This is a genomic window from Pseudomonas sp. PS01270, assembly GCF_029959775.1.
Lineage (GTDB): Bacteria > Pseudomonadota > Gammaproteobacteria > Pseudomonadales > Pseudomonadaceae > Aquipseudomonas > Aquipseudomonas atacamensis.
The window spans coordinates 1-5280 of record NZ_JASCPT010000209.1 but is presented as its reverse complement, the minus strand read 5'-3'; the positions used below and the strand labels follow the sequence as shown (position 1 = coordinate 5280).

Below are 5280 nucleotides of genomic sequence, written 5' to 3'. Positions count from 1 at the left end.
CCGCTGGCCTGCGCAGCAGGCCCTTTCATTAAAAGCGGGGCCGCTTCGCGGCCAGCGGGGATAAATCCCCTCGCCACAAATGCTGCGTAGAATGGCGCTCTGATTGAAACGTTGAGGTCGCAGTGGTGGATTTACAGCAGGGCTTCGTCCTGACCCGGCATTGGCGCGATACGCCGGCCGGCACCGAAGTCGAGTTCTGGCTGGCAACGGACGCCGGGCCGCGCCGCGTGCGTCTGGCGCATCAGCCATCGGTGGCGTTTATTCCCGCCGCCCAGCGGGAAGCGGCCGAACGGCTGTTGCACGATGAAAAGAATGTGGAGCTGCGACCGTTGGCGCTGCTGGATTTCCAGCATCGTCCGGTGCTCGGTCTGTATTGCCAGCAGCACGGCCAGTTGATGCGCCTCGAAACCGCGCTCAACCGCGCCGGCGTCGACGTCTTTGAAGCCGACGTGCGTCCACCGGAACGCTATCTGATGGAGCGCTTCATCACCGCGCCGGTGCTGTTCGGCGGCACGCCTGATGCTGACGGCGTGCTGATCAACGCCCAACTGAAACCCGACCCCGATTACCGGCCGAAACTGCGCTTGGTCTCACTCGACATCGAGACCACCGAAAACGGCGAGCTGTATTCCATCGCGCTGGAAGGCTGTGGCGAGCGCCAGGTGTACATGCTCGGCGCGCCGAACGGCGACGCCAGCATTGTCGATTTCGACCTCGAGTACTGCGACTCGCGCACGCTCATTCTGAAGAAACTCAACGACTGGTTCGCCCGCCACGACCCTGACGCGATCATTGGCTGGAACGTTGTGCAGTTCGACCTGCGCATCCTTCACGAACACGCGCGGCGTCTTGGCGTGCCGCTGAAGATCGGTCGTGGCGGCGAAGAAATGCAGTGGCGCGAGCACGGCAGCCGCAATCACTACTTCGCCTCGGCAGCGGGGCGGCTGATCATCGATGGCATCGAGTCATTGCGTTCGGCGACCTGGAGTTTTCCCTCGTTCAGCCTGGAAAACGTCGCGCAGACCCTGCTCGGCGAAGGCAAAGCGATCAACAATCCGTACCAGCGCATGGACGAGATCAACCGCATGTTCGCCGAGGACAAGCCAGCGCTGGCCAAATACAACCTCAAGGACTGCGAACTGGTCACGCGGATCTTCGCCAAGACCGAACTGCTGACGTTCCTGCTTGAGCGCGCCAGCGTTACCGGTTTGCCGGCCGACCGCAGCGGCGGTTCCGTCGCCGCGTTCACCCATTTGTACATGCCGTTGATGCACCGCCAGGGCTTCGTTGCACCCAATCTGGGCACCAATCCACCGCAGGCCAGCCCCGGCGGGTTTGTCATGGATTCACGCCCGGGGCTTTACGAATCGGTGTTGGTCCTCGATTACAAAAGCCTCTACCCGTCGATCATTCGCACCTTTCTGATCGACCCGGTGGGCTTGATCGAGGGCCTGCAACGCCCGGATGACGCCGACTCGGTGCCGGGTTTTCGTGGCGCACGCTTCTCGCGCACCCGCCATTGTCTGCCGTCCATCGTGGCGCGGGTGGCCGAAGGGCGCGAAACCGCCAAGCGCGAGCACAATGCGCCGCTGTCCCAAGCGCTGAAGATCATCATGAACGCCTTCTACGGCGTGCTCGGCTCCAGCGGTTGCCGTTTTTTCGATACCCGGCTGGCCTCGTCGATCACTTTGCGCGGCCACGAAATCATGCTGCGCACCCGCCAGTTGATCGAAGAACAGGGCCACGCCGTCATTTACGGCGACACCGATTCAACCTTCGTCTGGCTGCGCAGTCTGCACGGTCAGGATGAAGCAGCGCAGATCGGCCATGCGCTGGTCAAACACGTCAACGATTGGTGGCGCACGCATGTGCGCGAAGAATACGGGCTGGAAAGCGCGCTGGAATTGCAGTTCGAGATTCACTACAAGCGCTTTCTGATGCCGACCATTCGCGGCGCCGAGGAGGGCAGCAAGAAGCGCTACGCCGGTCTGGTCACCCGCGCCGATGGCAGCGAGGAAATGGTGTACAAAGGCCTGGAAACCGTGCGCACCGACTGGTCGCTGCTGGCGCGGCAATTTCAGCAAGAGCTGTATGAGCGGATTTTTCAGCGCAAGCCGTATCAGGATTACGTGCGCGATTACGTGCGCAAGACCCTCGCCGGCGAGTTCGACGATCGGCTGATCTACCGCAAGCGTCTGCGCCGCACCCTCGACGACTACGAACGCAACGTACCGCCGCACGTCCGCGCGGCGCGGCTGGCCGATGACTACAACGCCGAGCAGGGGCGGCCCCGGCAGTATCAGAACGGCGGCTGGATCAGCTACGTCATCACCCTGGCCGGCCCGGAGCCGCTGGAGGTACGCCGCGCCGCCATCGACTACGACCACTACATCACCCGCCAGCTGCAACCAGTGGCGGATGCGATTCTGCCATTTGTCGATGACGACTTCTCAACCCTGATCGGTGGGCAACTGGGCCTGTTTTGAGTCGAGCAGTTGCAGCGTCCATTCATCGAGAATGCCGTGGAAGTAACGCTCCAGTGCCTGATGGAACAGACTGTCCTCGGCGCTGAACTGGGCGAACAGGGTCATCGAAGAATGAAATTTCAGGTCATCGGGATGGCCAAACATTTCTGCAATCGAGCGCTGCGGCACATTCAGCACCAGTTGCGTGCAGGTGCGCAGCCGCGCGCCGAGCAGTTCGTCGGCCAAGTAGGCCTGGGCTTCTTCGGCTGAACCAATGGCGAAGCGTCGGGCCATTTCGCTGCCGCCCAATCCGGCGAACTGCGGGAAGACGAACCACATCCAGTGGCTGCGCTTGCGACCCGTTTCGAGTTCACGCTGGACCCGTTCGAACACCGGGTCCTGAGCCTGGACAAAACGTTGCAGGTTGAACGGGTCTTGCAGATCTGTGCTTCTCATGGCGAAGCCCTCGCAGTCGGCAGCTCAGACCATGGCCAGTCGCTGCTTGCGTTGTGGCGCCGGGAACACTTTGTCCAGCGCCGCCAGATCCCCGGCGTCCAGTTGCAACCGGGCCGCCTCGGCATTGAGTTGCACATGCTCGGGGCGCACAGCCTTGGGAATCGCAATCACGCCGTCCTGACGCAGGAGCCACGCCAGCGAAACCTGCGCTGGAGTGGCGTTGTGACGGCTGGCAATGTCTTGCAGAACCGGCTCGGCGAGCATCGCGCCGCCCTGGCCGATCGGACAGTACGCCATCAGCGGCAGGCGCTGATGCTGGCACCACGGCAGCAAATCGAATTCGATACCGCGCTCTTCGAGGTTGTACAGCACCTGATTGGTGGCGCAGGCCGAGCTGGAGAGTTCTTCGAGGTCGTCGACATCGAAATTCGACACACCCCAACGGCCGATCTTGCCGTCCTCGCGCAGACGCTCGAAGGCTTCGACGGTTTCCTCCAGCGGATACTGACCGCGCCAGTGCAGCAGATACAGATCGATGTAGTCAGTGCCGAGCCGACGCAAACTGCGCTCGCAGGCTTGCGGGATGCCCTGGCGGCTGGCGTTGTGCGGGTAGACCTTGCTGACCAGAAAGACTTGATCGCGCAGACCGGCGATGGCTTCGCCGACCACCGTTTCGGCACCGCCCTCGGCGTACATCTCGGCGGTGTCGATCAGGGTCATGCCCAGCTCGATGCCGGTGCGCAGCGCCGCCACTTCACGGCTGTGCGCCGAACGATCCTCGCCCATGCGCCAGGTGCCCTGGCCAATCACGGGAACCTGCACGCCGGCCAACTCAAGAGTACGCATTCAAACCTCCTGCCCTGAAAGAATGGGTGTCTTTAGTGGGCAGCAGAATAGCGTTGGGGTTCAAAAAGCAAAAAAGATCGCAGCGGTCCGCAGCTCCTGCAAGATCGTTCCCACGCTCCGCGTGGGAATGCATCAAGGGACGCTCCGCGTTCCAGCTCTGAAAGGGACGCGGAGCGTCCCGGGCTGCATTCCCACGCAGAGCGTGGGAACTATCATGCGGCGTGGGCCTTACTTGGTGGAGAACTTGAGGATCACGCTGTGGGCATAAGTCTGCCCCGGGTCAAGCCGCGTGCTCGGGAAGTCCGGCTGGTTCGGCGAATCCGGGTAGTGCTGGGTCTCGAGGGTGAATGCGCCCCAGTGCGGATAGACCTTGCCGCCCTTGCCCTTGACCGTGCCGTCGAGGAAGTTACTGGTGTAGAACTGCACGCCCGGCTCGCTGGTGAACAGTTGCAGGACGCGTCCGGATTGCGGGTCGCTGACTTCGGTGGCGAGCTTGCTGACATCGCCCTTGGTGTCCAGCGCCCAGTTGAAATCGAAGCCGCCCTGTTTCGGCTCGGCGAATTTCAGCTGCGGATGATCAGCCTTGATGTGCGTGCCGATCGCCGTCGGTTTGCTGAAGTCCATCGGCGTACCGGCCACAGGCGCCAGCTCCCCGGTCGGGATCAGTTTCGCGGTGACCGGCGTGTAATGGCTGGAGTTGATCATGGCGACTTGCTTGAGAATGTCGCCATTGCCGGCGCCGGCCAGGTTGAAGTAGCTGTGGTTGGTCAGGTTGAGCACGGTCGGCTTGTCGGTGCTGGCCTTGTAGTCGATGCGCAGCTCGTTGTTGTCGGTCAGGCGATAGGTGACTTCGGTGGTCAGATTGCCCGGGAAACCCATCTCGCCGTCGGCCGAGAGGTAGGTAAGGGTTACGCCCACCGAATCCTTGTCCTTGGTTTCCCTGGCCTTCCAGACTTTTTTGTCGAAACCTTCGGGGCCGCCGTGCAGAGCGTTGGATTTGTCGTTCTGCGGCACTTGATAGCGCTTGCCATCGAGTTCGAAAGCACCTTCGGCCAAACGGTTACCGAAGCGGCCGATGGTCGCGCCGAAGTACGCGGTGCCTTTCTGGTAACCCTGCACATCGTCAAAACCCAGCACGATGTCGTCGAACTTGCCGTGCTTGTCGGCGACTTTCAGCGCTTGCAGGGTTGCGCCGTAGGTGATGACGGTGGCCTGCATGCCGTGGCTGTTGCGCAGGATGTACTGTTCGACAGGCGTGCCGTCATTGGTTTTGCCGAAAGCTTTGTGTTCAGCGGTCAGGCCCGCCGCGTTGGCGGAAAGGGTAGCGATCATCAGGGACAGTCCGAGGCCGGAGAGCAGGTGACGGGATTGAAGCATGGTTGACCTTCCTTTTTGTTGTTGTTTTCGCATTGACCGTAGGAGCTGCCGAAGGCTGCGATCTTTTGATCTTGATCTTGATCTTGATCTTGATCTTGATTTTTAGAAGCAAGATCAAAAGATCGCAGCCTTCGGC

5 protein-coding genes are annotated in these 5280 nt (G+C 61.5%); 1 reads left to right on the top strand and 4 read right to left on the bottom strand.

All coding sequences use genetic code 11. The features are described 5' to 3' along the window. The first annotated feature begins 125 nt into the window (after positions 1-125). Positions 126-2486, top strand: coding sequence for a DNA polymerase II (locus tag QMX86_RS27200; protein ID WP_282387489.1), 2361 nt, complete (start codon positions 126-128; stop codon positions 2484-2486). Here QMX86_RS27200 and QMX86_RS27195 read toward each other — a convergent pair. The 4 genes from QMX86_RS27195 to QMX86_RS27180 form a co-directional block, all read right to left on the bottom strand. Then, positions 2451-2921 carry a DUF1810 domain-containing protein gene (locus tag QMX86_RS27195; RefSeq protein ID WP_073471358.1) on the bottom strand — a complete coding sequence of 157 codons (471 nt, stop codon included), beginning with the start codon at positions 2919-2921 and terminating at the stop codon, positions 2451-2453. The genes QMX86_RS27200 and QMX86_RS27195 overlap by 36 nt on opposite strands. A 24-nt stretch (positions 2922-2945) precedes the next feature. Continuing rightward, positions 2946-3767, bottom strand: coding sequence for an aldo/keto reductase (locus QMX86_RS27190; RefSeq protein WP_282387493.1), 822 nt, complete (start codon positions 3765-3767; stop codon positions 2946-2948). Between the two features lie 228 nt (positions 3768-3995). Then, entirely contained in the window at positions 3996-5144 is a 1149-nt protein-coding gene (locus QMX86_RS27185) for an aldose epimerase family protein (protein WP_282387496.1), read from the bottom strand. Continuing rightward, positions 5099-5280 (bottom strand): hypothetical protein (locus QMX86_RS27180; RefSeq protein WP_282387497.1); only part of this gene is annotated, 182 nt, incomplete at its 5' end. The genes QMX86_RS27180 and QMX86_RS27185, both read right to left, overlap by 46 nt.

Coding starts and splice junctions, on each gene's coding strand:
- QMX86_RS27195 (WP_073471358.1), bottom strand. CDS start 2,921: ATGAGAAGCACAGATCTGCAAGACCCGTTCAACCTGCAACGTTTTGTC.
- QMX86_RS27190 (WP_282387493.1), bottom strand. CDS start 3,767: ATGCGTACTCTTGAGTTGGCCGGCGTGCAGGTTCCCGTGATTGGCCAG.
- QMX86_RS27185 (WP_282387496.1), bottom strand. CDS start 5,144: ATGCTTCAATCCCGTCACCTGCTCTCCGGCCTCGGACTGTCCCTGATG.